Genomic DNA, 25869 nt, shown 5'->3' on the forward strand with positions numbered 1-25869 from the left:
CCCTCCTGCCGACGCCGTGACACGCCGCCGCGCACTGTCCCGGCGCGGGGCCCTGCTGCTCGCGGCGGGCGGACTGGCCCAGCTGTCGCTGCCCCGGGCGGCTCCGGCGGCCTCAGTGGCCGCGGTGGCGGACCAGCGGGCCGAGGTGGTCGCGGTGCTGGCCGAGCGGGCCCGGACGCTGACCGCCCCACCGTCCGCGCCCCCGGTGGAGGCGGCCTACCGCAACCTCGTGCTCGGTCCGGCCGGTCGGCCGGACCGGCTCACCGCCACCGCCGAACTGACCGTCCGGGTGACCGGCTACGACGCCTACCCGGTGGTCCACCCGCGCCGGCTGGAGCTGTGGCGGACCGGCGGGGGCTGGCGGGTCGAACGCGAGGACGGCCCGGACGGGCCGGCGCCGCTCTGGGACTTCGGGGCCGTCCGGGCGGCGGCCGGCGCGCACTGCCTGGTGCTCGGCCTGGCCGACGGCCCGGACCCGGCGCAGCTCATGGCCGTGGCCGACCGGGCCGTCCCGGCCGTCACCGCGCTCTGGGGCACCGCCTGGCCGGGCCGGCTGCTCCTGGAGCTGCCCGCCACCGAGGAGCAGTTCGGCCGGCTGCTGGACGCCGACCCGGCGGGCTGGACCGGCATGGTGGCGGTCACCACCGCCGCGCCCGGCGCCCCCCGGCACACCCCGGCCGACCGGGTGCTGGTCAACCCCGGGGCCTACCGGGGGCTCAGCGACTTCGGCCGCCAGGTGGTGATCACCCACGAGGCCGTGCATGTGGCGACCCGGGCCGACACCCGGGCCTGGACGCCGCTCTGGCTCTCCGAGGGCGTCGCCGACTGGACCGGCTACCGGGACTCCGGCCGCTCGCCCCGGCAGATCGCCCCCGAGCTGGCCCGGGACGTCGCCGCCGGCCGGGTGCCCTCGGCGCTCCCCGCCGACCGGGACTTCACCGCCGGGGCCGACGGCATCGCCCAGGCCTACGAGCAGGCCTGGCTGGCCTGCGACCTGATCGCCCGCCGCTTCGGGCCGGACCGGCTGGTCGGCTACTACCGGGCGGTCGGCGCGGCGGGCGCGGGCGCGGGCCGGGAGGAGCAGTCGGACCGCGTCCTGCGGGACGAGCTGGGCCTCGGACTGGCCGAGTTCACCGCACTCTGGGTCGCCGAGGTCCGCCGCCTGGCGGCCTAGCGCCGCCGCTGGGCCCCTAGCGCCGCCGCTGGGCCGGCGGCCGGTCGATGCCGTCCAGCAGGTCCTGCTCGTACGCGATCCCCGGGCGCACCGGGTAGCCGTTCGCCGACACCGGCTCCGGCTCCGCGCGGTCCAGCACGACGGTCGGCGGGAGCTGGGCGGCCCCGCGGGTCGAGCGCCAGAGCCGGACGCAGGAGAGCCCGGTGGCGGCCAGCAGCAGCAGGTTGCGCAGGGTCAGCGCGGTGACGGCCCAGGGCTCGCTGCCGACCAGCTCGCTGAAGAGCAGCGGGAACTCCACCACGGTCAGCGGCGTCGCGGCCAGGACCAGCAGCGCCACCGGGCGCTGGCTGGTGCCGCGCACGGTCAGGCAGACCGCCGCCACGCCGACCAGCCAGACCAGGTACTGCGGGCTGATCACCCGGCTGGTCACGGTGAAGATCAGCAGCGCGGCCAGCGCCGCGTCGTACATGGTGGCCGCGTTGCGGCGCTTGGCGGTGAAGCGCCAGAGCAGCAGCCAGGCGAAGCCCAGCAGGCTGCCGGCCAGCATCACCTTGCCGACCACGTTCACCCACGGCCCGAGCATCTCGACCGAGCCGTAGTTCATCGTCACCCTGCCGTCCCAGGCGCCGGCCATCCGGGCGAAGTGCAGCGGCAGCGCGCCGACCGACTCCACCTCGACGCCGCGGTCCTTCTGGAAGGTCAGGAACTCGAAGGCGCCGTTCATCCCGGCCGCCAGCAGGAAGCCCACCGAGACGGCGGTGGCCGCGGCGGCGGTCCAGGAGCGGCGGGTGCGGCGGCCGGACGGGGTGCCGATCAGGCCGATCAGCGGCCAGATCTTGATGATCCCGCCCAGCCCCAGCAGGATGCCGCCGATCGCCGGGCGGCGGATCAGCGCCAGCAGGCCGGCCACCGCGACGGCGGTGACGATGACGTCGTACCGGTTGTAGATCATCGGACCGAGCAGTGGCACGCCGGCCACCCAGACCCAGGCGCCGGTCAGGGCCCGGCCCCTGCGCAGGCCGGTACGCACCAGCAGGGCCATCGCGACCGCGTCGGCCAGCCCGCAGATCACCCAGAAGGAGACCAGGTACGACCAGGGCAGCAGCCCGGGCAGCATGATCACCAGGGCGGCGCCGGGCGGGTACTGCCAGGTCACGTCGTCCAGCGGGAAGGTGCCGGTCTGCAGGACGCCGTACCAGCCGTGGTAGATCAGCCAGACGTCCGTGGTGATGTCCCCGCCGGCCATCCGCAGCACGCCGGTCACCAGCAGCAGCAGCAGTGCCCGGGAGGCCAGCCACGTCCCGCCGAGCGCGCAGAGGGCCCCGGTACGCCGGGAGGGGCCGGTGGGGGCCGGTACGGGCTCCTGGCGGACGGCCAGCGCCGTGCCGGGGCCGTCGGCGCCGCTGGGTGAACCGGACTTGGTGGCCGGGGCCAACTCCACTGCGCTCCCTCGTTCGTCTCGGACGTCCCACCGGAGGCGTCGCGCGACGGACGCCCGGGCGGCCGGTGCCGGGCGCGGCGCCACGTTCGGCGGGGCCGCACCGGCTGCCTAGGTTCTAGGACAGACCCGGGGGAGAAACGGTTGCCGTGCGCGGATCCGTTCCCGGCGGGTCGTGGTGTTGACCTATCGTACGGATCACCCAGCGGTACACCGAGCACCCCCCGACCGAGCGAGCCGTGGCCAGATGCACAAGACCTTGATCGTCACCAATGACTTCCCGCCGCGACCCGGCGGCATCCAGGCCTTCGTCCACAACATGGCTGTCCGTCAGCCCGCCGGGAGCATCGTGGTCTACGCGTCGACCTGGCGCGACGGCGCCGAGGTCGCCCGCTTCGACGCCGAACAGCCGTTCCCGGTGATCCGCGACCGGACGAAGGTGATGGTTCCCACACCGCGCGTCACCCGGCGGGCCGCCGAGATCCTCCGCGCCGAGAAGTGCGACTCGGTCTGGTTCGGCGCGGCCGCCCCGCTCGGGCTGATGGCGCCCGCGCTGCGCCGGGCCGGAGCCGGCGGGCGGCTGCTCGGCATGACGCACGGCCACGAGGCCGCCTGGGCCCAGCTCCCGGTGGCCCGGCAGCTGCTGCGCCGGATCGGCGCCGGTACCGACACCCTCACCTACCTCGGCGAGTACACCCGCTCCCGGATCGCCGACGCGGTCGGCCCGGAGGCGGCCGCCCGGATGGTGCAGCTGCCGCCGGGGGTCGACGAGCAGACCTTCCACCCCGACTCGGGCGGCGCCGAGCTGCGCCGCCGGCTCGGGCTGGCCGACCGGCCGGTGGTGGTCTGCGTCTCCCGGCTGGTGCCGCGCAAGGGCCAGGACACCCTGATCGAGGCGATGCCGCAGATCCTCGCCGAGGTGCCGGACGCCGTGCTGCTGATCGTCGGCGACGGACCCTACCGGGCGGACCTGGAGAAGCTCGCCGACGCCCGGGGCGTGCGCCACGCGGTGCGGTTCACCGGCGCGGTGCCGTGGTCGGAGCTGCCCGCGCACTACGGCGCCGGGGACGTCTTCGCGATGCCCTGCCGGACCCGGCGGGGCGGGCTGGACGTCGAGGGCCTGGGCATCGTCTACCTGGAGGCCTCGGCGACCGGTCTGCCGGTGGTGGCCGGGGACTCCGGCGGCGCGCCGGACGCGGTGCTGGAGGGCGAGACCGGCTACGTGGTGCCGGGCGGCTCGCCGGCCGCCGCGGCCGAGCGGATCGTCCGGCTGCTGAACGACGAGGAGCTGCGCCGGCGGCTCGGCGAGGCCGGGCGGCGCTGGGTGGACCGCTCCTGGCGGTGGGACCTGCTGGCCGGGCGGCTGACCTCGCTGCTGGCGGGCTGACGAAGCGGTGCGGGCCCCGCCACCGCGGCGGGGCCCGCACCGTACGGTCAGCGCTGGTAGATCGCCTCGACGTCGGCCGCGAAGTCCTTCAGCACCAGGTTGCGCTTGAGCTTGAGCGACGGCGTGAGGTGGCCGCTCTCCTCGGAGAAGACGGTGTCCAGCAGCCGGAACTTCTTCACCGCCTCGGCGTGCGAGACGGCGGCGTTGCCGTCGTCCACGGCGGCCTGGACGGCGGCCAGCAGGTCCGCGTCCTCGCGCAGCTCGGCCACCGTGGCGGTGGCGGGCTTGCCGTTCAGCTCCTTCCACTTGGGGAAGAAGTCCTCGTCCACGGTGACCAGGCAGCCGATGAACGGCCTGCGGTCGCCGACCACCATCACCTCGCCGATCAGCGCGTGCGCCCGGATCCGGTCCTCGATCACCGCCGGGGCGACGTTCTTGCCGCCCGCGGTGACGATGATCTCCTTCTTGCGGCCGGTGATGGTGAGGTAGCCCTCGGAGTCCAGCGAGCCGATGTCGCCGGTGGAGATCCAGCCGTCCTTCAGCGCCTCGGCGGTGGCCTGCGGGTTGTTCCAGTAGCCGGTGAACACCTGCGGGCCCTTGAACAGGACCTCGCCGTCCTCGGCGATCCGGACGGCGGCGCCGGGCAGCGGCTGGCCGACCGTACCGATCTTCGGCTTGTCCCACGGGTTGAAGGCGGTGGCCGCGCAGGTCTCGGTCAGGCCGTAGCCCTCCAGGACGGTGAAGCCGATGCCCCGGTAGAAGTGGCCGAGCCGCTCGCCGAGCGGGGCGCCGCCGGAGATCGCGTGGGTGGCCCGGCCGCCGAGCGCGGCGCGCAGCTTGCTGTAGACCAGCTTGTCGAAGATCTTGTGCTTGATCCGCAGGCCCAGGCCCGCGCCGCCGGCGTCCAGCGCCCGGCTGTACGCGATCGCGGTGTCGGCGGCCTTGTCGAAGATCTTGCCCTTGCCGTCGGCCTGGGCCTTCGTGCGGGCGGTGTTGTAGACCTTCTCGAACACTCTCGGCACGCCCAGGATCAGGGTGGGCCGGAACGCCGCCAGCTCGGCGGTGACGTCCTTGATGTCCGAGACGTGGCCGAGCTTGATCGGGGCCATCGCGGGGGCGATCTCGGCGATCCGGCCGAGCACGTGGGCCAGCGGCAGGAAGAGCAGCACCGAGCTCTCGCCGGTGCGGAACAGCGGGGCCAGCCGCTCCACGATGTTGCCGCACTCGGCCATGAAGTTGGCGTGGGTCAGCTGGCAGCCCTTGGGGCGGCCGGTGGTGCCCGAGGTGTAGACGACGGTGGCGATCGAGTCGGCCGTCGCCAGCGACCGGCGCTCGGCCACGGTCGCGTCGGTGACGTCCCGGCCCGCCCCGGCCAGCGTCGCCAGGGCGCCGCCCTCGATCTGCCAGGTCTGCCGCAGCAGCGGCAGGCGCCCCCGGACCTCCTCGACCACCGCGGCGTGCTGGGCGGTCTCGGTGAGGACGGCCACCGCCCCGGAGTCGCCGAGGATCCACTCCACCTGTTCGGCGGAGGAGGTCTCGTACACCGGCACGGTGATCGCGCCGGCCGTCCAGATCGCGAAGTCCAGCAGCGTCCACTCGTAGCGGGTGCGGGACATGATGCCCACCCGGTCGCCGGGCTCGATGCCCGCGGCGATCAGACCCTTGGCGGCGGCGTGCACCTCGACCAGGAACTGGGCGGCGGTCAACTCCTGCCACCGGCCGTCCACCTTGCGACTGAGCACCACGACGTCCGGGTGCCGCTCGGCGTTCTGGTGCACGAGGTCGGAGAGGTTACCGCCGCTCGGTACCTGGTAGAGGGCCGGAAGGCTGAAGTCGAGCAAGACTGCTCCTCGTTCGCGACGCTGCGGGACGGCAGGACGTTACTGCCCGGTAGGCAGCTTCGACCAGGGGGGTCGGCTCCGGTGTTCGAAGTGTCACACCTTTACCCGGTCCGACCAGGCCGTGACCGGGTCGTTCGAATGGCACCCTACGGCAGCCCGGACGTGACCGGCGGGTAGCCTGCGAGCGCCCCCGAGCCCGGGGCCGCGCACCCTCCGAGCCCCGGACCTGAGGGATCGCCGGGCGCGATAGCCTGCTCCGGGCGCACCCGACCGAGCAGGCTCGGCCGGGCCGGCAGCAAGGGACGACGCGGAGGGCCATACCCATGGCGGAGCACACCAGGTCGAGCATCACCATCGACGCGACCCCGGCGAAGGTCATGGCCGTGATCGCCGACTTCGCCGCCTACCCGGCCTGGACCGGCGAGGTCAAGGAGGTCGAGGTGCTGGAGACCGCCGAGAACGGCCGCGCCGCCCAGGTGCGCCTGCTGCTCGACGCCGGCGCCATCCGCGACGAGCACGTGCTGGCCTACACCTGGGACGGCGACCGCGAGGTCGGCTGGACGCTGGTGCGCAGCCAGATGCTCCGTTCGCTGGACGGCTCCTACTCGCTCGCCCCGCTGGACGGCGGCCGGACCGAGGTCACCTACCAGCTGGCCGTCGACGTCAAGATCCCGATGCTCGGGATGATCAAGCGCAAGGCCGAGAAGGTCATCATCGACCGGGCGCTGGCCGGACTGAAGAAGCGCGTCGAGGGCTGACGCCGGGAAAGCGGGGCTGGACGGCATGACGGCGACACGCACCATCCTGGTCAGCGGCGACGCGGCGGCGCCCATGGTGGCCGCCGCCACCGCCCTGCACGCCGCCCGGCAGGGGCGGCGCACCCTGCTGCTGGCCGCCGACGACCCGCACCGCACCCTGGACGCCGTCCTCGGCGCCCGGCTGGAGCCCGAACCGGCCCCGTACACCCCCGGCCTGACCGTGGCCCGGATCGACGAGCAGGCCGCGTTCCGGCACGCCCTCGGCGAGATCGGCGGCCGGATCAAGCCCGCGCTCGACCTGCTCGGCGCCGACCCGCTCGACCCCGAGGAGCTCACCGCCCTTCCCGGCACCGCCCGGCTCGCCCTGCTCCGGGCCCTGCCCGCCGCCGAGGCCGACGTCCTGGTGGTGCTCGCCCCGCCGCCCGCCGAGCTGATCGCCGCGCTCGCGCTGCCCGAGCAGCTGGAGCGCTACCTGGCCCGGCTGGTGCCCGAGCAGCGGCAGGCCGCCCGGGCGCTGCGCCCGCTGCTGGCCGGCCTGGCCGGGGTGCCGATGCCCGCCGACTGGCTCTACGAGGGCCGGACCAAGGCGGCCGCCGCGCTCGCCGAGGCCCGTGCGGCGCTCGCCGCCCCCGGCACCAGCGTCCGCCTGGTCACCGCCGCCGACGCCCACCCGTACGGGGAGCTGCGCCGGATCCGGGCCGGGCTGGCGCTGCACGGCCACCGGCCGGACGCCGTGGTGGTGCACGGCGCGCTGCCGGACGCCGCCGCCGACTCGGCCGACCCCTGGCTGGCCGGGCTGGCCCGGCGCCGGCAGGAGGAGCTGGCCGCGCTGACCGCCGCGAGCGACGTCCCGGTGCTGGTCACCGGGTTCGCCGAGGTCACCCTGGAGGCCGTCGCGGACCGCCTCTACGGCGCGGGCGCCGGCCCGGCCCCGCTCGACCCGAAGCCGTGGAGCGTCGAGGACCGGCTGGCCGAGGACGGACTGCTGGTCTGGCACCTCGCGCTGCCCGGCGCCGAGCGGGCCGACCTGGACCTGGTGCGGCGCGGCGACGAACTCGTGGTCGGCCTCGGTGCCCACCGGCGGGTGCTCACGCTGCCCTCGGCGCTGCGCCGCTGCACGGTGGCGGGCGCGGGCCTGCACGACGGGGCGCTCGCCGTCCGCTTCGCGCCCGATCCGGCGCTCTGGCCGCGCGGCTGAGCACCCTGCGCGGACGCGACCGGGCCTCCCGCGCCGCCCGGTGACCGTGCGCCGATTCGTCTCCCGCGCCGCCCGGTGACCGTGCGCCGGCCCCGATGGCGGGCCGTCGGGGCGGTCGGGCCCGTCCGGTAGCGTCGGGGCCAGGGGCCGCAGGCGCGGCCGGAGCTGAGGAGACGCCCGCGATGACCACTGCCGACGACCGCACCGAGCAGGCCGCCGAGCACCCGTTCGGCCCGGAGCTGGGCCCGCTGGTGGACGAGGTGCGCCGGTTCGCGTCCGTCGTCGGCCAGAAGGCCCAGGAGGCGAGCGCCGACACCCTGATCTCGCTGGCCGGCCTCGCCGAGCGCCTGCGCGAGAAGCAGCCCGAGGTGTACGGCCACCTGTCCGCCGCCGGCACCGGCCTGGCCGCCGCCGGCGGGGAGCTGATGGCCGCCTACCGGGCCGCCGTGGCCGGCCACGAGCACCGCTGGACCGCCGGGGACGCCGCGCGCAGCGAGCGGATCGACCTCGACACACCTGACGGGCCGTCCGACAAGCAGTGAAGCCCGGACTCCCGGGAAGTGACCGTGCGGACCCTTGCTGTGACGGAGCGGGGCGGAATGTACGACTTTTGAAGCTGCTCGGCGAGCTTGGTCGTGAATTGTCTTCGGTTAATGTAGGCGACGGTGTGTACGGGGGCAGGGTTGGACGGTACCGTTCCGTCCAGCGGGAACGAGTGAATAGCTGAGGGACACATGGCTCTGACCATCGGCGTCGACGTCGGCGGGACCAAGATCGCGGCAGGCGTGGTCAACGAGGCGGGCGAGATCCTGGCCCGGACCAGGGTGCCCACCCCGGCCGACCCGCAGTGGGCGGTCGATGCCATCGCGCAGGCCGTGCGCGAGCTCAAGGAGCAGTACCCCGACGTGGTCGCGGCCGGCGTCGGAGCCCCCGGCTTCGTCGACCGCGACCGCTCCACGGTGATCTTCGCCCCCAACATCGACTGGGAGGACGAGCCGCTGCGCGGCCGGATCGAGGAGCTCACCGGCCTGGACACCGTGGTCGAGAACGACGCCAACTGCGCCGCCTGGGCCGAGTTCCGCTTCGGCGCCGCCGCCGAGTACTCGGACATGGTGCTGATCACCGTCGGCACCGGCATCGGCGGCGGGATCGTCCTGGACGGCCGGCTGCACCGCGGCCGGTTCGGCGTGGCCGGCGAGATCGGCCACCTCAACATGGTCCCCGACGGCCTGCCCTGCGGCTGCGGCGGCAAGGGCTGCTGGGAGCAGTACGGCTCGGGCCGGGCGCTGCGACGCTACGGCCGGGAGATGGCCGCCGCCGACCCGGTGCGCGGCCGACGGATGCTGGATCTCAACGACGGCGTCGCCGAGACCATCCGCGGCATCCACATCACCGAGGCGGCCGAGGCGGGCGACCCGCTCGCCCTGGACTGCTACAACGAGCTGGCCGACTGGCTGGGCCGCGGCATGGCCGACCTCGCCGCGCTCTTCGACCCGGCGGTCTTCGTGCTGGGCGGCGGGGTCTCCGACTCCGGCCGGCTGCTGCTCGACCCGGTCGCCAAGGCCTTCGAGCACTACCTGACCGGCGGGGTGCACCGCCCGCGCGCCGAGGTGGTGCTCGCCTCGATGGGCTCCGCCTCCGGCATCGCCGGCGCGGCGGACCTCGCCCGCACCGTCTGACCCACCCCGCACCCGCCGACGGCGGCGGCGCGACCGGAGCCCTCGTGGCCCGGCCGCGCCGCCGCCGTCGTGTTCCGCCCCGGCCGCCCGGCCCCTGTCGTACGGTCGACACCGGACGAAAGGGGAGGACAGCCTTGACCACCGGACCGACCGACCTGCCGCCGCCCGGGCCGCGGCGGCTGCGGCTGCTCAGCTACAACATCCGCTCGCTCCGCGACGACCGGCGCGCCCTCGTTCGGGTGATCCGGGCCTGTGAACCGGACGTGGTCTGCGTTCAGGAGTCGCCGCGTTACTGGCGCCCGCGGGGCCGGGCGGCCTGGCTGGCGCGGGCGACCGGCACCGAGGTGCTGGCCGGCGGCGGCCGGATCGCCGCGGGGCCGCTGCTGCTCGGCGGCCCGGGCGTGGAGCTGCTCGCGGTCCACGACCGGCTGCTGCCCAAGACTCGCGGGCTGCACGCGCGCGGCTTCGCGAGCGCGCTGGTCCGGATCGCCGGCTCGGCGCCGTTCGGCGTCACCAGCTGCCACCTGAGCCTGGACGCCGAGGAGCGCCGCGGCCAGTTCGAGCTGCTGCTGGACCAGCTGAAGATCACCGAACTCGGCGTGGTGGCGGGGGACTTCAACGAACACCCGGACGGCGCCGGCTGGCAGCTGCTGGCCGGCCGGCTGCAGGACGGCCATCTCGCGGCGCCCTGGGGCGGCACCTTCACGTCCGTCCCGGAGAACCCCTACCAGCGGATCGACGCCGTCTTCGCGACCCCCGGCGTCCGGGTGCTCGCGTGCGGGGTGCCGCACGGCCTGCCCGGTGTCACCGAGGGCGATCTGCGGGCCGCCACCGACCATCTGCCGCTGCTCGCCGTCCTGGAGCTCCCGGCCGGCTGAACTCCGTGGCCGGGCCGGGGTGACCGGCCCGGCCACGGGCCGCCGGTGCGCCGGCCCTACACGACGGCGCCGCCGTGCGGGTCCTCCGGCTCGTCCTCGTCGCGCTCCTTCATCCGGACCACCAGGGTGACGAAGCCACCGAGGAACGCGGTCACGCCGACCCAGGCCGGCCAGCCGGACACCTCGCGCCAGACCACCGCGTCGAACAGCAGCAGGGCCGGGCCGCCGAGCACGGCGAGCCAGGCGAACTTGGCGGTGACGTCGGCGGCGGGCAGCGGCGGCGGCTCCGGCGGGACGAAGTGGCCCTCGTCCGTCTCCTCGGTCAGCTCGAAGTCGCGCGGGCCCGATCCGGCGGCCGGCATCACCGGGCGGGTGGAGCGGGGCCGCGGCTGCGGTGCCAGGTCGGCGAGGTCGTCCGGGTCGGTGCCCTCCTTGAACCCGCCCTTGAGCTCGCCGCGCGCCCGGAGGTCCTCGACCTCCGGCCAGTCCGGGTTGTTGAGGTCGACGGGGTCGTCGAACTGGGCGACCAGCGCGGCGAAGATCTCGTCCTGCTCGGCCTGGCTGCGCTCGGGCGCCCGCCGCACCCGGGGCGCTTCGGGCGCCGGGGCGGCCTCACCCGAGGCGCCCTCGGTCTTCACGCCGTCGGTCTTCGCGCTCTCGGTCTGCGCGCTCTCGGTCTTGGCGGCCTCGGTCCTCACGCCGTCGGCCTTGGCGGCCTCGGCCTTCGAGGCGTCCGCCTCGGTGTTCTCCGCGTCCTCGCGGGGCGCCTCGTCCTCGCCGCCCGCCGTGCTGCTCTCGTGCACTTCCGGCCCTTCAGCCTTGGTGATCGTCGGATTCGATCCGGGTGACGCCCGCCGCGTGCGCGGGAGCCAGCCGTCGGATGAAGTCCTGGCCGGCCGCGAATATTTCCGCCGCGTCGTGGTCCAGCGTCGCGACGTGGTAGCTGCGCTGGCACAACCGCTCCGTCACGTCGGTCGAGGATATCCGGGCCAGCACCAGTTCCGAGTTGGCCGCCGAGACCACGTGGTCCTGCGGGCTGTGGAAGAGCAGGACCGGCTGGGTCACCTGCGGCAGCCGGCGCTGCACGTCCTTCCAGAGCCGGGCCAGCGACCAGGCGGCGTGCAGCGGCGTCCGGTCGTAGCCGACCTCGACGGAGCCCGGGCGGGCGATGTCGTTGGCGATCCCGGGCAGGCTCGGCACCACGTGGCGCAGCACCGGAAGCAGCACGCTCGCGGGGTTGTCGGAACGCACCGACGGGTTGACCAGCACCAGTCCGGAGACCACCGGGCCGTGCAGCGCGGCCAGCCGCAGCGCCAGCCCGCCCCCCATCGACAGCCCGAGGACGAAGACCCGCTCGCACTCGGCGGCCAGCGCCAGCAACTCCCGCTCGACCTCCGCGTACCAGTCCTCCCAGCGGGTCACCTGCATGTCCTGCCAGCGGCTGCCGTGGCCGGGCAGCAGCGGCAGCGAGACGGTGTACCCGGCCGCCGCCAGCTCCTCGGCCCACGGGCGCAGCGACTGCGGCGAGCCGGTGAACCCGTGGCAGAGCAGTACGCCCACCGGCCCGCCCCGGTGGCGGTACGGTTCGGCACCGGGCAGCAGCGGCATGACGGGCTCCTTCGCGGGCGGCGGCGCGTTGGGACGGGGGAGGGCGGAACGGCGGGCTGCGGAAACCGCATCGTCCCACGCGCCCGCACGCGTCGTACACCCCTGCCGGACACCCCGGCGGGGCGGGGCGGGGCGCGGGCGGTGGCCGCGGGGCATTAGGATCGACCGGTCCGCATAACAGGAGGCCCGGCGTTGTTCTACCGACTGATGAAGATGATCGTCGCGCCACTGCTACGGATCTTCTTCCGGCCGTGGATCGAGGGTGAGGAGAACATCCCCGCCGAGGGTGCCGCGATCATCGCGAGCAACCACCTCTCCTTCTCGGACTCCTTCTTCTTCCCCGCGCTGATCAGGCGTCGGGTGACCTTCATCGCCAAGGCGGAGTACTTCAACACGCCGGGCCTGAAGGGCAAGCTGACGGCCGCCTTCTTCAAGGGCGTCGGCCAGCTGCCGGTGGACCGCTCCGGCGTGCGCGGCGCGGGCGAGGCGGCGATCCGCAGCGCGATCGCCGTGCTGGACCGCGGCGAGCTGTTCGGCGTCTACCCGGAGGGCACCCGTTCGCCCGACGGCAAGCTGTACCGCGGCAAGGTCGGCGGCCTGGCCCGCGTCGCGCTGGCCACCGGCGCGCCGGTGATCCCGGTCGCGATGATCGACACCGAGAAGGTGCAGCCGCCCGGCCAGGTCGTCCCCAACTTCGGCATCCGTCCGGGCATCCGGATCGGCCGGCCGCTGGACTTCTCCCGCTACCACGGCATGGAGAACGACCGCTTCATCCTCCGTTCGGTGACGGACGAGGTGATGTACGAGATCATGCGGCTCTCCGGCCAGGAGTACGTGGACGTCTACGCGACCGCCGCCAAGCGGCAGATCGCCGACGACAAGAAGCGTGCCGACGCCGAGCGCAAGGCCGTCCAGAAGGCCGAGCAGGCCGCCGCCAAGGCCGAGAAGGCGGAGGCGGAGAAGGCGCAGAAGGCCGCCGAGCAGGAGCAGAAGGAGAGCGGGTCGGCCTAGGCCGGGAGGCCGGATCCGCCCGCAGGGGGAGGGGCACGGAGATGTCGGACGGCAACAGACCCGGAGCGGTCGGCGCCGCGGTGGCGGCCGGCGGCATGTCCGTCGAACTGCCGCTCTGGCGGGCCATCTCGTTCTTCCGGGTGCTGGCGCTCTGCTACGCGGTGCTGCGCTACCTCGACTCGTACCTGGAGTTCCTGCACCCCGTCGCCGGCTGGATCTACCTCGGCACGCTGACGCTCTGGACGCTCGCCAGCACCCGCGCCTTCGCCGGGCCGCTGCGCTGCACCTGGTACGTGCTCGGCACCGACCTCACCCTGGTCGTCACCGGCATCGTGATGAGCGGGATGACCGATGACCCGGCCCGGATCGCCCACGGCGCGCCCACGCTGCCCACCATCTGGGCGGCCGGCACCGTCCTGGGTTTCGCGGGCCGGGGCGGCTGGCGCTGGGCGGCGGCGGCCGGATCGGTGATCGGGGTGGCGAACATCCTCGGCCACGGCGGTCCTACCGGCGACAACATCCACAACATCGTGCTGCTGATGGTGGCCGGCTGCGCGATCGGCTACGTGATCGAACTGGCCCGCGCCAGCGAGGCGACGCTGACCCGGGCGCTCCAGGTCGAGGCCGCGAACCGGGAGCGCGAGCGGCTCTCCCGGGACATCCACGACGGGGTGCTCCAGGTGCTCGCCCTGGTCCAGCGCCGGGGCGGCGAGCAGGGCCCCGGCCGGGGCGCGGACTTCGCCGAACTCGGCCGGCTGGCCGGCGAGCAGGAGCGCGCGCTGCGGGCCCTGATGAGCGGCGGACCGCTGCCCGCGCAGCGCGCGCCGCTGGAGCCGCAGGACCTGCGCACCCTGCTCGGCCCGTACACGGACGAGCGGATCACCCTCTCCGCCCCCGGCACCCCGGTGCTGCTGCCCGGCCCGGCGGCCGGCGAGCTGGCGGCGGCCGTGGGCGCCGCGGTCGACAACGTCCGCCGGCACGCCGGGCCCGGGGCGCATGCCTGGATCCTGCTGGAGGACGAGCCGGAGGCCGTCACGGTCAGCGTCCGCGACGACGGTCCGGGCTTCGCGGCCGGGCGGCTCGGTGAGGCGGAACAGGCCGGCCGGCTGGGCGTCTCCCAGTCGATCCGCGGCCGGCTGCTGGACCTCGGCGGTACGGCCGAGCTGTACTCGGTGCCCGGGGAGGGCGTCGAGGTCGAACTGCGCGTCCCGAGGAGGGGTTCCGATGGCTGACCAGCCGATGACCGACCGGCCGCCGGTGCGGGTGATGGTCGTGGACGACCACCCGATGTGGCGCGACGCCGTGTCGCGCGACCTCGCCGAGGCGGGGCTGGACGTGGTGGCCACCGCCGGGGACGGCGAGGAGGCCGTCCGCCGGGCCCGTGCCTGCGCCCCGCAGGTGGTGGTGCTGGACCTCAACCTGCCCGGCCTGTCCGGCGCCGAGGCCTGTCGCCAGGTGGTCGCCCAGGATCCCTCGGTGCGCGTCCTGGTGCTCTCCGCCAGCGGTGAGCACGCGGACGTGCTGGAGGCGGTGAAGTCCGGGGCGACCGGCTACCTGGTGAAGTCGGCCGGCCGTGACGAGCTGCTGGACGCGGTGCGCCGCACCGCCGTCGGCGACGCGGTCTTCACCCCGGGCCTGGCCGGGCTGGTGCTCGGCGAGTTCCGCCGGCTGGCCGCCGAGCCGGCCGCCCCGACGGCCCCCGCCGCGCCGCAGCTGACGGCCCGGGAGACCGAGGTGCTGCGGCTGGTCGCGAAGGGCCTGTCGTACCGGCAGATCGCCGACCGGCTGGTGCTCTCCCACCGCACGGTGCAGAACCACGTCCAGAACACCCTCGGCAAGCTCCAGCTGCACAACCGGGTCGAGCTGGTCCGGTACGCGATCCAGCAGGGCCTGGACGACGAGGCCTGACGCCCCGGGGCGGGGGCGCGCCGGCCGAACGGGCGCGCCCCGCCCGGGGTCTCAGCCGTGGACGGCGGCGGCCGACCGCAGCAGTTCGGCGACGATCCCGACGCCGTCCCGGGTGAGCACCGACTCCGGGTGGAACTGCAGCCCGGCGAACCCGGCGCCGCGCAGCGCGTGGACGTCGCCGGTCAGCCGGTCCCGGGAGACCTCGACGCCCTCGGCGGCGAGCCGGGCGGCGTCCTGGTCCGAGCAGCGCGCGGTGAAGGTGTTGTAGAAGCCCACCGTGTGCCGGGCGCCGAAGAGTTCGACCGTCTCCTGCGCGCCCTGGTGGGGCACGGCCTTGCGGGCCAGCGGCAGTCCGAGCCGCTCCGCGAGCAGCTGGTGGCTCAGGCAGACGGCGAGCAGGGGCGCGGTGCGGGCACCGGAGCGGACGGCGGCCAGCGCGTCGGCGACGATCGGGCGCAGGACGGCCATCTTGGGGTCGTCGGCGGCGGCCGGGTCGCCCGGGCCGGGGCCGAGCACCAGCGGGCCGGGGTGGGCGGCGACCCGCTCGCGCAGGCCGGCTTCGTCGAAGCGCGCCACGGTCACCCGGTGGCCGAGCGAGGTCAGCAGGTGGGCGAGCATCGAGGTGAAGGTGTCCTCGCCGTCCACCACCAGGGTCTCCTCGCTCCGGGTGACCGGGGCCGGCTCCTGCATCCGGAGCCAGAACGGCGCGAGGTCGGCCCGCCGGGCGTCCAGCGCGGCCTGGACCCGGTGGTCCTCGGCGAGCCGCGGGCCGGACGGGTTGGGGAGCCGGGCGGGGGCCGGGCGGGCGCCGATCGCGGTGAGCACCCCGGCGGCCTTGGCGTGGGTCTCGGCGACCTCGGAGTCCGGGTCGGAGTGGCGGACCAGGGTCGCGCCGACCCGGACGACCAGCCGGCCGGTGGCCGGGTCGATGTCGGCGGTGCGGATGCAGATGGGGGAGTCCATCTGCTGGCCCCCGCTGGCCGAGCGGCCGATCAGGGCGAGCGCGCCGGCGTAGTAGCCGCGCCCGCCGCGCTCGTACCGGCTGATCACCCGGGTGGCGTTCTGGACCGGGCTGCCGGTGACGGTGGCGGCGAACATGGTCTCCTTCAGCACCTCGCGGACGTCCAGCGAGGTGCGCCCGCGCAGCTCGTACTCGGTGTGCGCGAGGTGGGACATCTCCTTGAGCCGGGGGCCGAGCACCTGGCCGCCGAGGTCGCCGACGGTGCACATCATCTTGAGTTCCTCGTCGACCACCATGGTCAGCTCCTCCAGCTCCTTGGGGTCGCGGAGGAAGGCGAGCAGCGAGTCGATGTCGGAGCCGCCCGCCGGATAGCGGTAGGTGCCGGAGATCGGGTTCATCACGACCGTGCCGCCGCTCTGGCGGACGTGCACCTCGGGGGAGGCGCCGACCAGGACCCGCTCCCCGGTGTGCACCAGGAAGGTCCAGTAGGCGCCGCGCTCCTGTTCGAGCAGCCGGCGGAAGAGCGTCAGCGCGAGCGCGGGGGAGTAGTCCTCCAGGGTGGCGGTGAAGTCCCGCCGGATGACGAAGTTGGCGCCCTCGCCCCGGCCGATCTCGTCCGCGATCACCCGGCGGACGATCCCGGCGTACTCCTGGTCGTCGATGTCGAACGCGCCGCCGGTCAGGGCGACCGGCCGCCGGGGGAGCGCTGGGAGCAGCTCGGCCAGCGGGAGGGCGTACTGCTCGGTGACCGAGAGCGCCTGCAGCGGGGTGGCGTCGTCGACGGCCTCGAAGCCGCGCTCGCGGATCTGCCGGAACGGGACGAGGGCGAGCAGGTCGTGCACCGGGCCGTCGGCCGGGACGCCCGCGCGGACCGGCAGGTCGGCCAGCCGTTCGTAGCTGTCGACGGTGCCCAGCAGGACCTCGACGGTGTCCGGCGCGAGCCGGGGGGAGCGGCGGTGCAGCAGGGCGAACGCCGGGGCGTCGGGGCCGGTGAGGCGGGCGAGCAGGTCGGCTGCGAGGTTCACGGTGCGGCTTCCTTCCGGGAGGGCGGGTGCGGTGGTTCGGGGTTCCGCTCCCGGGAGGGCCGTCTGCGCCGAAACGCCGACGGCCGCCCCGAGGGGCGGCCGTCGTGTTCGTCTAGGAACGCGCGATCGGTGGGCCACCCGAGGGGTCGGCCCACCACCAGGAAAAGGTGTGCGGCGCGTTCATGCGTCGAGCGTAGCGGATCCGGCGGGCGCCGTGAGCCGCCTCACACGATTGTCCACCGGGTGTCTCACCCAGCGAGCGGCGGTCACAATTCGGTTGTCCCACCCCGTAGCCTTGCCGTGTGACCGTGACGAATCCCCACCCCTGGCAGTCCCTGCCCGCGGCGCAGCAGCCTGAATGGCCGGACCACGAGGCTCTGCGCAAGACCCTTGCGGAGCTCGCCTCCTATCCGCCGCTCGTCTTCGCGGGCGAGTGCGACCAGCTGCGCGCCCGGCTCGGTGCCGTGGCGCGTGGTGAGGCGTTCCTCCTGCAGGGCGGTGACTGCGCCGAGGCCTTCGACGGTGTCTCGGCCGAGCACATCCGGAACAAGCTGAAGACCCTGCTGCAGATGGCGGCCGTGCTGACGTACGCCGCCTCCGTCCCCGTGGTGAAGGTCGGCCGGATCGCCGGCCAGTACTCCAAGCCGCGCTCCAAGTCGACCGAGACCCGCGACGGCGTGACGCTGCCGGTCTACCGGGGCGACTCGGTGAACGGCTTCGACTTCACTCCCGAGTCCCGGAACCCGGACCCGGAGCGCCTGAAGCGGATGTACAACGCCTCCGCCGCGACGCTCAACCTGGTCCGCGCCTTCACCACCGGCGGGTACGCCGACCTGCGCCAGGTGCACGCCTGGAACCAGGACTTCGTGCGCAACTCGCCGGCCGGCCAGCGCTACGAGCAGCTCGCCCGCGAGATCGACAACGCGCTGGCGTTCATGAACGCCTGCGGCGTGGCGCCGGAGGAGTTCAAGACCGTCGAGTTCTACTCCTCGCACGAGGCGCTGATCCTCGACTACGAGACCGCGCTGACCCGCGTGGACTCGCGGACCGGCGAGCTGTACGACGTCTCCGGCCACATGGTCTGGATCGGCGAGCGCACCCGCCAGCTGGACCACGCGCACATCGAGTTCGCGTCCAGGATCCGCAACCCGATCGGGGTGAAGCTCGGCCCGACCACCTCGGTCGACGAGGCGCTCACCCTGATCGAGAAGCTGGACCCGGAGCGCGAGCCCGGCCGGCTCACCTTCATCACCCGGATGGGCGCGGGCAAGATCCGCGAGCACCTGCCCACCCTGGTGGAGAAGGTCACCGCCTCCGGCGCCCAGCCGGTCTGGATCTGCGACCCGATGCACGGCAACACCTTCGAGGCCTCCAGCGGCCACAAGACCCGCCGCTTCGACGACGTGCTCGACGAGGTCAAGGGCTTCTTCGAGGTGCACCGCGGCCTCGGCACCCACCCGGGCGGCATCCACGTGGAGCTGACCGGCGACGACGTCACCGAGTGCGTCGGCGGCGGCGACGAGGTCCTGGTGGACGACCTGCACCAGCGCTACGAGACGGCCTGCGACCCGCGGCTCAACCGCAGCCAGTCGCTGGACCTGGCCTTCCTGGTGGCCGAGATGTACCGCGGCGGCAACTGAGCCGTCGCCCCCGGGCGGGCCGTGCGGCCGGCCCCGATGTGACGAAAGCCCCTCCGGATTCGGGATTTCCGAACCCGGAGGGGCTTTTTCATGCCCGGATCCCCGGGTAAGGTGAGGCTTAGTGAACTAAGGCATGCCTTAGTCAAGATCGATTTCGAGCCAGTCGCCTTCGCAGGGAGAGACCGCGATGTACGTGTGCATGTGCCATGCGGTCACCGAGGCCCAGGTGAAGAAGGAGATCGACGCGGGTGCCAACACCCCGCGCCAGATAGCCCGGGGCTGCAAGGCCGGTACCGACTGCGGCTCCTGCGTCCGACGGATCCAGGCGCTGCTCGGTGAGCACGGCGCACGGCCCTGCCCGACCGCCCGGCTGGCGGCCAAGCTGGGGCTGGCCGACGACCAGGAGGCCGAACCGCGGGACGGGGCCCAGGCGCCGGCCGTCCTGCCGGCCCGGCCGCTGCGCGCGGCCTGAGGGTACGGCCGGGGGTTCAGGACTCCGGCTGCTCGATCAGCTGGGCGAGGTAGAGCGGCTCCCCGAGCTTCTCCAGCAGTTCCAGCTGGGTGTCGAGGTAGTCGATGTGGTGCTCCTCGTCGGCCAGGATGTCCTCGAAGATGTTCGCCGAGGTGACGTCGTTCTTGGCCCGCATGACCACGATCCCGCGCTTCAGCCGGTCGATCGCCTCGACCTCGACCTGGCGGTCCGCCTCGAACATCTCCTTGACGGTCTGGCCGATCCGGACGTGGAAGAGCCGCTGGTAGTTGGGCAGCCCGTCCAGGAAGAGGATCCGGTCGGTGAGCACCTCGGCGTGCTTCATCTCGTCGAAGGACTCGTGCCGGGTGTACTTGGCGAGCTTCGTCCAGCCGTTGTTCTCCTGCATCTTCGCGTGCAGGAAGTACTGGTTGATGGCGGTCAGCTCGGCGGTGAGCTGCTCGTTGAGGAATTCGATGACCTCGGTGTCGCCCTTCATGGCGGTGCCTTCCTGCTTCGCGTCCGGGACTCACGGCCGTACCCTCCGGCTGCACGCATCCTGGCATCGCGCCGGGGCCGAATTCCAGTAAGTTCACACTCACTAGGACATGTGTCGGAATATCCGATTTGGTGGCCCAATGGGCCGTACGGGCGGGGCGCACGGCACCCGAAAGGGGCGCGCGCCAGGCGTTGTCCGCCGTCTGTCACCATGGAGCCATGGGTCAGTCCGAGCAAGAACCACCTCCGCCGTCTGACCCGAGACTCCCGCCGGGCCAGCGGACGCAACGCGGCTGGCCCGCCCTGCACTACGGCCCCGTGCCCCGCTTCAAGCCGCTGACCTGGGACTTCCAGGTGTTCGGCGCCACCGCCTCGGCGGCGAAGCACCGCTGGGACTTCGCCGGCTTCAACGACCTGCCCCGGGCGACCGTCCGCGCCGACTTCCACTGCGTGACCAAGTTCTCCGTGCTCGGCAGCGAGTGGACCGGCGTGTCGGCCTCCGAAGTGCTGGCCCGGGTGCCTCCGGCGCCCGGTGTCACCCATGTGATGGTCTGGGCCGAGTACGGCTACAGCGCCAACCTCCGGCTGGCCGACTTCGCCGACCCCGCGACGCTCTTCGCCACCCACCGCAACGGCGAGCCGCTCACCGCCGAGCACGGCTTCCCCGTCCGGCTGGTCGTCCCGCACCTCTACGCCTGGAAGGGGCCCAAGTGGGTGCGGGCGGTGGAGTACATGCGGGCGGACCGGCGCGGCTTCTGGGAGGAGCGCGGGTACCACAACCTGGCCGACCCCTGGCGCGAGCAGCGCTACTCCTACCAGGAGGAGCCGGGCGACGGGCCGCTGCGGTAGCGGCCCCTCAGGGCCGGATGTTCTGGTTCAGCCGGAACAGGTTGCCCGGGTCGTACCGCCGCTTCAGTTCGGTCAGACGGGCGTAGTTGCCCCGGTAGTTGGCCTCGATCCGGTGCTGGTCGTCGTGGTCCATGAAGCCGATGTAGCCGCTCTCGTCGGAGTGCGGGGCGAGCGCGTCGTAGTAGCCGCGCACCCAGGCGGTGTCGGCCGCGTCGTCGGCCGGGTCGGTCCAGGCCGCGAGGATCACGGTGGCGAAGGTCGCCTCCCGGTGCGCGAAGGCCGTCGCGTCGGCGGGCACCCGGTGGCAGGCGCCGTTGATCGGGTAGATGTGCACCGCCGAGTGGACCGTGGGCACCCGCGGGCCGTGCTCGGTGTGCGCGGCGATCGCCGCGTCCGTCAGCTCGGTCGCGAAGGCGCCCTTCCAGTACTGCCGCAGGCCGGGCGGCAGCAGCGGGTCGAAGGCGGCGGCGAAGGCCGGGTACGGCACCGTGTCCACGCCCTCGGCGACCACCGGCGCGGCGTCCCGCAGCGGGGCCAGTACCGCCTCGGCCCGGTCCGGCGGCCCGGACCAGCACGGCACCAGCAGGATGAAGGAGTCGCCGACCCGGTCCTCGGGGAGGAACGGCAGCGGCGGCGCGACGTGGAAGCCGGGGAAGATGCCCAGCTCCTCGGGGGCCTCCCGGACGTACTCGCGGTAGAACCGCAGCACCTCGGCCGTGTGCTCCAGCTCGTAGACGAACGGCCCGGCGACCACGTCCTTGACCGGGCTCAGCCGGTACTCGAAGGACGTCACCACGCCGAAGTTGCCGCCACCGCCGCGCAGCGCCCAGAGGAGGTCCGGCTCCTGCTCCTCGCTCACCGTCCGGAACCGCCCGTCCGCGGTGACCACATCGGCCGAGACCAGGTTGTCGCAGCTCAGCCCCAGCCCCCGGGCGAGGTGGCCGAAGCCGCCGTTGAGGGTCAGCCCGGCGATGCCGGTGGTGGAGATGATCCCGCCGGTCACCCCGAGCCCGAAGGCGTACCCGGCGTCGTTGAGGTCGCCCCAGGTGACGCCGCCCTCGCAGCGCGCCGTCCGGCCCACCGGGTCGATCCGGACGCCGTGCCGGTCGGAGAAGTCGATCACCAGGCCGCCGTCGCAGGTCCCGTAGCCGGGCGCGCTGTGGGCGCCGCCGCGCACCGCGAGTTCCAGGCCGGTCTCCCGGGCGAAGTCGACGGCAGCCATCACGTCCCCGGCGTTGGCCACCCGGACGACCGCCGCCGGCCGGCGGTCCACCGTGCCGTTGTAGACCCGGCGGGCCTGCTCGTAGCCCTCGTCGTCGGGCGTGATCACCGCGCCCCGTACACGCTCCCTCAAGCCGTCGACGGCGGGTCCGCCCATGACGACCACATCCTCGGGTACCGGCCGCCGCGCAGCCCCGTCCGGAGATCCCGGCGCCACAGCCCTCCTGGCCGTGGCAGGCGGGGCCGGGCAGGCCTGGTTCCACGCTACGTCGCGTGACCCCAAGGCTGGGCAAAATCCTTAGATGAACGGGAAGTTGACCGTGACCACGGTGCGCTGCGGGCGGCGCTCGCCCGGGGCCGGGGACTGGCTGGAGACCTTGCCGGTGCCGAACAGGTTGACCCCGCTGCTCTGCATGGCGAACCCGGCGGCCTGCAGTGCCTTGGCGGCGTCGTCCTTGGACATCCCGGTGACGTCCGGGACGGCCACCATGCCCTTGCTGACCACCAGCGAGACCGGGGTGTTCTCCGGCACCTGCTGGCCGGCCACCGGCGAGCTGCTGATCACCGAGCCCTCCGGCACGGTGTCGTTGTACGTCTCGGTGACGCCGCCGCGCGCCAGCTGCACGCCGCTCAGGGCGGCGGCGGCCTGCTCGGCGGGCCGGCCGACCAGCTCGGGCACGGCGATCCGCTTCGGCCCCCGGGAGACGGTGACCCCGACCGCGTCGCTCTTGCGCGCCCGCGCCCCGACGCCGGGGTCGGTGGAGATCACCTGACCGGCCGGGACGCTCTCGCTGTACACCTCGGTGAACCGCCCGTGCATCCCGGCGCCGTCCAGGATCCGCTGCGCCTCGCCGCGGTCCTTGCCGATCACGCCCGGCACCGTCGTGTACAGCGCGCCGGAGAGCGCGTACGTGGTGCCGCCGACCAGCAGAACCAGCGCGGCCAGGACGGAGGTCCAGATCAGCGGCTTGCGCGGGAGCCGGCGCCACGGGCCGGGGCGGCGCCGGGTGCGCACCGGCGCGGGCTCGTCGTACGGGCGCGGTTCGGTGAGCAGCTGCTCCATCACCTCCGGCGGCACGTCCAGCACGCTGGTGCGCTCGACCGGGGGCGCGACCACGGCCGGCCGGATCACCGAGGTCGGCTCGTTGGTCGGGTACCGCGGGCTGGGCCGGGTGGAGGCCGGGGGCTCGGCGTCGAGCTGGGCGGGGGTGAGCGCGCGGCGGACCCGTTGCAGGGCGGCCAGCAGCTCGACCGCGTCGTACGGGCGGTCCCGCGGGTCGCGCGCGCAGGCCGCGGCGACTATCGCGTCCAGCTCGGGAACGACCCCCGGCACGGTCAGCGAGGGCGCCGGGACGTCCTCGTGCAGGTGGCGGTACATGACCTGGACGGGGTTCTCGCCGGTGTGCGGACGGTGGCCGGTGAGCAGCTCGTAGAGCAGGATGCCGGCCGCGTAGACGTCCACCCGCTGGTCGGTCCCGGCGCCGGGTCGGATCTGTTCGGGGGCCAGGTAGGAGACGGTGCCGAGGACGGTGCCGGTGGTCGCGGTGCCGGAGCTCGCCGCGCCGTCGGCGGCGTTCAGCAGCCGGACCAGGCCGAAGTCGGCGACCTTCACCAGGCCGCCGTCGGTGATCAGCACGTTCTCGGGCTTGACGTCGCGGTGGACGAGACCGGCCCGGTGGGCGGCGCCGAGCGCGGCGAGCACCGGCTCCAGGACGTCCAGGGCGGCCCGGATGGAGAGCGCGCCCCGGTCGCGGAGCAGGTCGCGCAAGGTCCGGCCGGGCACGTACTCCATCGCGAGGAACACATGGGCGCCGTCCGCGCCCTGGTCGAAGACGTTGACGACGTTGGGGTGCGCGAGCCGGGCGACCGCCTTGGCCTCGCGGATGAACCGGCCGGTGAAGTCCTCGTCGCCGGCGAGCGAGGGGTGCATCACCTTGACCGCCACGACCCGGTCGAGCCGGGTGTCGGTGCCCCGGTAGACGGTGGACATCCCGCCGGCCGCGATGCGCTGCTCGACCCGGTACCGGCCGTCGAGCAGGGTACCGATCAGCGGGTCGTCCAGTGCCATGTCCACCCGGCGAGTGTAGTGGGGGCGCCCGGCAGCGGCCCCGGGAGACACCGCTCCCGGGGCGCTCTGTGCCCGGCTTGTGACACCGCCTAGAACGCCGGGCGCTCGCGGGTGTCCAGCGCGGCCCGGCCGGCCATCGCCGAGGAGGCCTCGGCGTGGAAGCGGCGCGGGATCCGGCCCGCCCGGTGGGCGAGCCGGCCGGCCTCCACGGCGTGCCGCATCGCGTCGGCCATCAGCACCGGCTCCTGGGCCCGGGTCACCGCCGAGGCGAGCATCACCGCGGCGCAGCCCAGCTCCATCGCCAGGGCCACGTCCGAGGCGGTGCCGGCGCCCGCGTCCAGGATCACCGGGACGGTCGCGCTCTCCACGATCAGCTGGAAGTTGTGCGGGTTGCGGATGCCCAGGCCGGAGCCGATCGGCGAGCCCAGCGGCATGATCGCCGCACAGCCGACGTCCTCCAGCTTCCGGGCCAGCACCGGGTCGTCGTTGGTGTAGGGCAGGACGGTGAAACCGTCGTCGACCAGTGTCTCGGCCGCGTCCAGCAGCTCGATCGGGTCGGGCAGCAGGGTCCGCTCGTCGGCGATCACCTCCAGCTTCACCCAGTCGGTACCGAGCGCCTCACGGGCCAGCCGGGCCGTCAGAACGGCCTCACCGGCGGTGAAGCAGCCGGCGGTGTTGGGCAGCACGCGGATGCCGTTGCGGGTCAGCACGTCCAGGACGGAGCCCTGGGTGGTGGCGTCGACCCGGCGCATCGCCACGGTGGTCAGCTCGGTGCCGGAGACCCGCAGCGCCTGTTCCAGGACGTCCAGGCTGGGGGCGCCGCCGGTGCCCATGATCAGGCGTGAGCCGAAGGCCGTCCCGGCGATGGTGAACACGTCGTCGGCCATGGTCAGCCTCCCTGGACGGCGGTGAGGATCTCGACCCGGTCGCCTGCGGCCAGTCGCGTCAGCGGCCACGAGCCGCGCGGCACCACGGCCTCGTTGAGAGCGGCGGCGACGCCGGAGTTGGCCCGGCTGAGGGTGGTCACCACCTCGGCCAGGGTGGTGGCGGCGGGCACCCGGCGGGGCTCGCCGTTGACGGTGAGTTCGATCTCGCTCATGCGGGGACCTTCGTGGTGAAGCGGGTGGGGGAGAACGGCTCGGCGAGCGCGGGCGTCGTGCCGGTGACCAGGTACTCGGCGAGCAGGTCGGCCGTCACCGGGGTGAGCAGCACGCCGTTGCGGTAGTGGCCGGTGGCGGCGACCAGACCGGGCAGGGCGGTCGGTCCGAGCAGCGGCGCGTTGTCCGGCGAGCCCGGCCGCAGCCCGGCGGAGGTCTCCACCAGCGGCAGCTCGGTGATGCCGGGGACCAGCTCGTGGGCGTCGCGCAGCAGCTCGTACACCCCGCCGGCGGTGACGGTGGTGTCGTAGCCCTGCTCCTCGCTGGTGGCGCCGATCACCAGCTCGCCGTCCTCGCGCGGCACCAGGTAGAGGTGTTGGCCGCGCACCACCGCGCGGACGTTGCGGGAGAGGAACGGCCGGTAGGCCGGGGGGATCCGCAGCCGCAGGATCTGGCCCTTCACCGGGCGGATCGCCGGCAGCACACCGGCGGGCAGGCCGGGCAGCAGATGGCTGCGGGAGCCGGCGGCGAGCACCACCCGGTCGGCGGTCAGGGTCTCCCCGGTGCCGAGCCGGACGCCGACGGCCCGGTCGCCCTCGACCAGCAGCTCGGTGGCCTCGGTGCGGTGCAGCCGCACGTCGGCCCGCTCGCAGGCGAGGACCAGCGCCGCGGCCAGCCGGCGGCCGTCCACTTGGTGGTCGTCGGTGACGTGCAGGCCGCCGCGGACGCCGGGGGCGAGCATCGGCTCCAGCTTGCGGGCCTCCCGGCCGGTCAGCCACTGCGAGTCGAGGCCGAGCCGCCCGTGGAAGGCGTGCAGCTCGCGCAGCTCCTCGCGGTCGTCGGAGTCGAGGGCGACGGCGACGGTGCCGCACCGGCGGTAGCCGGTGTCCCGGCCGCCCGAAGCCTCGGTGAGCTCGTCGGCGAAGGCTGCGTACCGCTCGTTGGAGGCCATCCCGAGGCGCAGCAACGGCTCCTCGCCGTACTGGAGTTCGGTGACGGGGGCCAGCATGCCCGCGGCCACCCGGGCGGCCCCGCCGCCCGGGTCGGGGTCGACCACCGCGATGTCCGTCAGTCCGCGCCGGGCCGCCCGCCAGGCGACGGCGAGGCCGATGATGCCGCCGCCGACGACCAGCACGTGGGCATGGGTACCTGCTGCCAAGC

24 protein-coding genes are annotated in these 25869 nt (G+C 74.1%); 13 read left to right on the forward strand and 11 right to left on the reverse strand.

Annotated elements, in window-relative coordinates; genetic code table 11:
• Window positions 1–16: 16 nt before the first annotated feature.
• Window positions 17–1174 carry a hypothetical protein gene (locus ACIF6L_RS07830; protein WP_396486885.1) on the forward strand — a complete coding sequence of 386 codons (1158 nt, stop codon included), beginning with the start codon at window positions 17–19 and terminating at the stop codon, window positions 1172–1174.
• A 16-nt stretch (window positions 1175–1190) separates the two neighbouring features.
• On the opposite strand, the gene ACIF6L_RS07835 is transcribed toward ACIF6L_RS07830, so the two are convergent.
• Window positions 1191–2615 (reverse strand): glycosyltransferase 87 family protein, encoded by a 1425-nt coding sequence (locus ACIF6L_RS07835; protein ID WP_359802625.1) that lies wholly within the window; start codon window positions 2613–2615, stop codon window positions 1191–1193.
• Window positions 2616–2859: 244 nt separating this feature from the next.
• Here ACIF6L_RS07835 and ACIF6L_RS07840 point away from each other — a divergent pair, with 244 nt between their 5' ends.
• The gene (locus ACIF6L_RS07840) at window positions 2860–3999 is read left to right on the forward strand and encodes a glycosyltransferase family 4 protein (protein WP_329487296.1); all 1140 of its coding nucleotides are present in this window, start codon (window positions 2860–2862) and stop codon (window positions 3997–3999) included.
• Between the two features lie 47 nt (window positions 4000–4046).
• Here ACIF6L_RS07840 and ACIF6L_RS07845 read toward each other — a convergent pair whose 3' ends face one another.
• Window positions 4047–5840, reverse strand: a complete 1794-nt coding sequence (locus ACIF6L_RS07845) for a long-chain fatty acid--CoA ligase (RefSeq protein ID WP_329487295.1) — start codon at window positions 5838–5840, stop codon at window positions 4047–4049.
• A gap of 323 nt (window positions 5841–6163) precedes the next feature.
• Here ACIF6L_RS07845 and ACIF6L_RS07850 point away from each other — a divergent pair, with 323 nt between their 5' ends.
• The 5 genes from ACIF6L_RS07850 to ACIF6L_RS07870 all read left to right on the forward strand — a co-directional run bounded on the left by ACIF6L_RS07850 (window position 6164) and on the right by ACIF6L_RS07870 (window position 10353).
• The gene (locus ACIF6L_RS07850; RefSeq protein WP_329487294.1) at window positions 6164–6598 is read left to right on the forward strand and encodes an SRPBCC family protein; all 435 of its coding nucleotides are present in this window, start codon (window positions 6164–6166) and stop codon (window positions 6596–6598) included.
• A 25-nt stretch (window positions 6599–6623) separates the two neighbouring features.
• Entirely contained in the window at window positions 6624–7796 is a 1173-nt protein-coding gene (locus tag ACIF6L_RS07855; RefSeq protein ID WP_396486884.1) for an ArsA family ATPase, read from the forward strand.
• A 182-nt stretch (window positions 7797–7978) separates the two neighbouring features.
• Window positions 7979–8338: a DUF5304 family protein gene (locus tag ACIF6L_RS07860; protein WP_329487292.1), complete on the forward strand. Its 360-nt coding sequence runs from the start codon at window positions 7979–7981 to the stop codon at window positions 8336–8338.
• A 192-nt stretch (window positions 8339–8530) separates the two neighbouring features.
• Window positions 8531–9475, forward strand: a complete 945-nt coding sequence (locus ACIF6L_RS07865; RefSeq protein ID WP_359802613.1) for an ROK family glucokinase — start codon at window positions 8531–8533, stop codon at window positions 9473–9475.
• Window positions 9476–9609: 134 nt separating this feature from the next.
• The gene (locus ACIF6L_RS07870; protein ID WP_396486883.1) at window positions 9610–10353 is read left to right on the forward strand and encodes an endonuclease/exonuclease/phosphatase family protein; all 744 of its coding nucleotides are present in this window, start codon (window positions 9610–9612) and stop codon (window positions 10351–10353) included.
• A gap of 56 nt (window positions 10354–10409) precedes the next feature.
• Here ACIF6L_RS07870 and ACIF6L_RS07875 read toward each other — a convergent pair whose 3' ends face one another.
• Both ACIF6L_RS07875 and ACIF6L_RS07880 read right to left on the reverse strand, forming a co-directional pair.
• On the reverse strand, window positions 10410–11156 hold the full coding sequence (locus ACIF6L_RS07875) for a hypothetical protein (RefSeq protein WP_396486882.1): 747 nt from the start codon (window positions 11154–11156) through the stop codon (window positions 10410–10412).
• A gap of 10 nt (window positions 11157–11166) precedes the next feature.
• The gene (locus ACIF6L_RS07880) at window positions 11167–11961 is read right to left on the reverse strand and encodes an alpha/beta fold hydrolase (RefSeq protein WP_352287078.1); all 795 of its coding nucleotides are present in this window, start codon (window positions 11959–11961) and stop codon (window positions 11167–11169) included.
• A gap of 192 nt (window positions 11962–12153) precedes the next feature.
• On the opposite strand from ACIF6L_RS07880, the gene ACIF6L_RS07885 reads away from it, so the two are divergent.
• From ACIF6L_RS07885 to ACIF6L_RS07895, 3 genes are read left to right on the forward strand one after another with little or no spacing between them, the layout of a single operon-like run.
• Window positions 12154–12972: a lysophospholipid acyltransferase family protein gene (locus tag ACIF6L_RS07885; RefSeq protein ID WP_329487287.1), complete on the forward strand. Its 819-nt coding sequence runs from the start codon at window positions 12154–12156 to the stop codon at window positions 12970–12972.
• Between the two features lie 41 nt (window positions 12973–13013).
• Complete coding sequence (macS, locus tag ACIF6L_RS07890) at window positions 13014–14204, forward strand: MacS family sensor histidine kinase (protein ID WP_396486881.1); 1191 nt, start codon at window positions 13014–13016, stop codon at window positions 14202–14204.
• Window positions 14197–14880, forward strand: coding sequence for a response regulator (locus ACIF6L_RS07895; protein ID WP_396486880.1), 684 nt, complete (start codon window positions 14197–14199; stop codon window positions 14878–14880). The genes macS and ACIF6L_RS07895 overlap by 8 nt, the downstream gene beginning before the upstream one ends.
• Window positions 14881–14931: 51 nt before the next feature.
• Here the strand turns inward: ACIF6L_RS07895 and ACIF6L_RS07900 are convergent, their stop codons facing one another.
• Window positions 14932–16866 carry an anthranilate synthase family protein gene (locus tag ACIF6L_RS07900; RefSeq protein WP_396486879.1) on the reverse strand — a complete coding sequence of 645 codons (1935 nt, stop codon included), beginning with the start codon at window positions 16864–16866 and terminating at the stop codon, window positions 14932–14934.
• Window positions 16867–17168: 302 nt separating this feature from the next.
• Here ACIF6L_RS07900 and ACIF6L_RS07905 point away from each other — a divergent pair, with 302 nt between their 5' ends.
• Both ACIF6L_RS07905 and ACIF6L_RS07910 read left to right on the forward strand, forming a co-directional pair.
• Window positions 17169–18506 (forward strand): class II 3-deoxy-7-phosphoheptulonate synthase, encoded by a 1338-nt coding sequence (locus ACIF6L_RS07905; RefSeq protein ID WP_329487284.1) that lies wholly within the window; start codon window positions 17169–17171, stop codon window positions 18504–18506.
• Between the two features lie 187 nt (window positions 18507–18693).
• Window positions 18694–18978, forward strand: coding sequence for a (2Fe-2S)-binding protein (locus tag ACIF6L_RS07910; protein WP_329487283.1), 285 nt, complete (start codon window positions 18694–18696; stop codon window positions 18976–18978).
• A gap of 16 nt (window positions 18979–18994) precedes the next feature.
• On the opposite strand, the gene bfr is transcribed toward ACIF6L_RS07910, so the two are convergent.
• The gene (gene bfr / locus ACIF6L_RS07915; protein ID WP_396486878.1) at window positions 18995–19474 is read right to left on the reverse strand and encodes a bacterioferritin; all 480 of its coding nucleotides are present in this window, start codon (window positions 19472–19474) and stop codon (window positions 18995–18997) included.
• A 218-nt stretch (window positions 19475–19692) separates the two neighbouring features.
• On the opposite strand from bfr, the gene ACIF6L_RS07920 reads away from it, so the two are divergent.
• Window positions 19693–20322, forward strand: a complete 630-nt coding sequence (locus tag ACIF6L_RS07920; RefSeq protein WP_329487281.1) for a molybdopterin-dependent oxidoreductase — start codon at window positions 19693–19695, stop codon at window positions 20320–20322.
• Window positions 20323–20329: 7 nt separating this feature from the next.
• On the opposite strand, the gene ACIF6L_RS07925 is transcribed toward ACIF6L_RS07920, so the two are convergent.
• From ACIF6L_RS07925 to thiO, 5 genes are all read right to left on the reverse strand, one after another.
• On the reverse strand, window positions 20330–21700 hold the full coding sequence (locus tag ACIF6L_RS07925) for an FAD-binding oxidoreductase (RefSeq protein WP_396486877.1): 1371 nt from the start codon (window positions 21698–21700) through the stop codon (window positions 20330–20332).
• A 141-nt stretch (window positions 21701–21841) separates the two neighbouring features.
• Complete coding sequence (pknB, locus tag ACIF6L_RS07930; protein ID WP_396487116.1) at window positions 21842–23611, reverse strand: Stk1 family PASTA domain-containing Ser/Thr kinase; 1770 nt, start codon at window positions 23609–23611, stop codon at window positions 21842–21844.
• An 89-nt stretch (window positions 23612–23700) separates the two neighbouring features.
• Complete coding sequence (locus ACIF6L_RS07935) at window positions 23701–24498, reverse strand: thiazole synthase (RefSeq protein ID WP_352287088.1); 798 nt, start codon at window positions 24496–24498, stop codon at window positions 23701–23703.
• A 2-nt stretch (window positions 24499–24500) separates the two neighbouring features.
• A complete protein-coding gene (gene thiS, locus ACIF6L_RS07940) occupies window positions 24501–24710 on the reverse strand; it encodes a sulfur carrier protein ThiS (RefSeq protein ID WP_329487278.1) in 210 nt (69 codons plus the stop codon).
• Window positions 24707–25867, reverse strand: a complete 1161-nt coding sequence (gene thiO / locus ACIF6L_RS07945; protein WP_352287089.1) for a glycine oxidase ThiO — start codon at window positions 25865–25867, stop codon at window positions 24707–24709. Before thiO ends, thiS begins: the two co-directional genes overlap by 4 nt.
• Window positions 25868–25869: the final 2 nt, after the last annotated feature.

Source organism: Kitasatospora sp. NPDC086009, from assembly GCF_044540385.1.
In the GTDB taxonomy this organism is placed as follows: domain Bacteria; phylum Actinomycetota; class Actinomycetes; order Streptomycetales; family Streptomycetaceae; genus Kitasatospora.

Coding starts and splice junctions, on each gene's coding strand:
- ACIF6L_RS07855 (WP_396486884.1), top strand. CDS start 6,624: ATGACGGCGACACGCACCATCCTGGTCAGCGGCGACGCGGCGGCGCCC.
- ACIF6L_RS07895 (WP_396486880.1), top strand. CDS start 14,197: ATGGCTGACCAGCCGATGACCGACCGGCCGCCGGTGCGGGTGATGGTC.
- ACIF6L_RS07935 (WP_352287088.1), bottom strand. CDS start 24,498: ATGGCCGACGACGTGTTCACCATCGCCGGGACGGCCTTCGGCTCACGC.
- ACIF6L_RS07850 (WP_329487294.1), top strand. CDS start 6,164: ATGGCGGAGCACACCAGGTCGAGCATCACCATCGACGCGACCCCGGCG.
- thiS (WP_329487278.1), bottom strand. CDS start 24,710: ATGAGCGAGATCGAACTCACCGTCAACGGCGAGCCCCGCCGGGTGCCC.
- ACIF6L_RS07920 (WP_329487281.1), top strand. CDS start 19,693: ATGGGTCAGTCCGAGCAAGAACCACCTCCGCCGTCTGACCCGAGACTC.
- macS (WP_396486881.1), top strand. CDS start 13,014: ATGTCGGACGGCAACAGACCCGGAGCGGTCGGCGCCGCGGTGGCGGCC.
- ACIF6L_RS07910 (WP_329487283.1), top strand. CDS start 18,694: ATGTACGTGTGCATGTGCCATGCGGTCACCGAGGCCCAGGTGAAGAAG.
- ACIF6L_RS07840 (WP_329487296.1), top strand. CDS start 2,860: ATGCACAAGACCTTGATCGTCACCAATGACTTCCCGCCGCGACCCGGC.
- ACIF6L_RS07880 (WP_352287078.1), bottom strand. CDS start 11,961: ATGCCGCTGCTGCCCGGTGCCGAACCGTACCGCCACCGGGGCGGGCCG.
- bfr (WP_396486878.1), bottom strand. CDS start 19,474: ATGAAGGGCGACACCGAGGTCATCGAATTCCTCAACGAGCAGCTCACC.
- ACIF6L_RS07865 (WP_359802613.1), top strand. CDS start 8,531: ATGGCTCTGACCATCGGCGTCGACGTCGGCGGGACCAAGATCGCGGCA.
- pknB (WP_396487116.1), bottom strand. CDS start 23,611: ATGGCACTGGACGACCCGCTGATCGGTACCCTGCTCGACGGCCGGTAC.
- ACIF6L_RS07925 (WP_396486877.1), bottom strand. CDS start 21,700: ATGGGCGGACCCGCCGTCGACGGCTTGAGGGAGCGTGTACGGGGCGCG.
- ACIF6L_RS07860 (WP_329487292.1), top strand. CDS start 7,979: ATGACCACTGCCGACGACCGCACCGAGCAGGCCGCCGAGCACCCGTTC.